This window comes from Streptococcus sp. HMSC071D03 (assembly GCF_001812125.1).
Lineage (GTDB): Bacteria > Bacillota > Bacilli > Lactobacillales > Streptococcaceae > Streptococcus > Streptococcus pseudopneumoniae_N.
This window is the reverse complement of sequence record NZ_KV807806.1, coordinates 1-363: the sequence shown is the minus strand read 5'-3', so window position 1 is coordinate 363 and position 363 is coordinate 1. Positions and strand designations below refer to the sequence as shown.

The 363-nt window shown below is 44.4% G+C and carries 1 protein-coding gene; it reads right to left on the bottom strand.

All coding sequences use genetic code 11. The features are described 5' to 3' along the window. Positions 1 to 363, bottom strand: a 363-nt coding sequence (locus tag HMPREF2837_RS11745) for an LPXTG cell wall anchor domain-containing protein (RefSeq protein ID WP_261674355.1), incomplete at both ends; no start/stop codon positions are given.

The window sequence follows — 363 nt, the reverse complement described above, 5'->3', positions numbered from 1 at the left end:
AAGCAAGTCCGAGACCACCTAGAATACCAAGAAGGCCTAGAGATGCAAGAGTCGCATTTGATTCAGTACCAGTATTTGGCAATACATTTTGAGAATCATTTGACTTAGCTCCATTATCATTAGTAGTCTTAGTATCTACCTGATCCGCATTCGGAGTAACTGCATTTGGAGTTGTTGGTGTAGGTGTATCTTGACCAGAGCCTCCATTCGTATCAGGTTTGACTGGCGTATCAGGTGTCACTGGTGCAACTGGAATTGTATCTGTTGGTGTTGCTGGTGTGACCTTACCTGGTGTTGTTACATCCACCGGTTGTGATGGTTTCTTATTCGGTTCGGTTACTGTTCCTGTACCTGGGACATCTT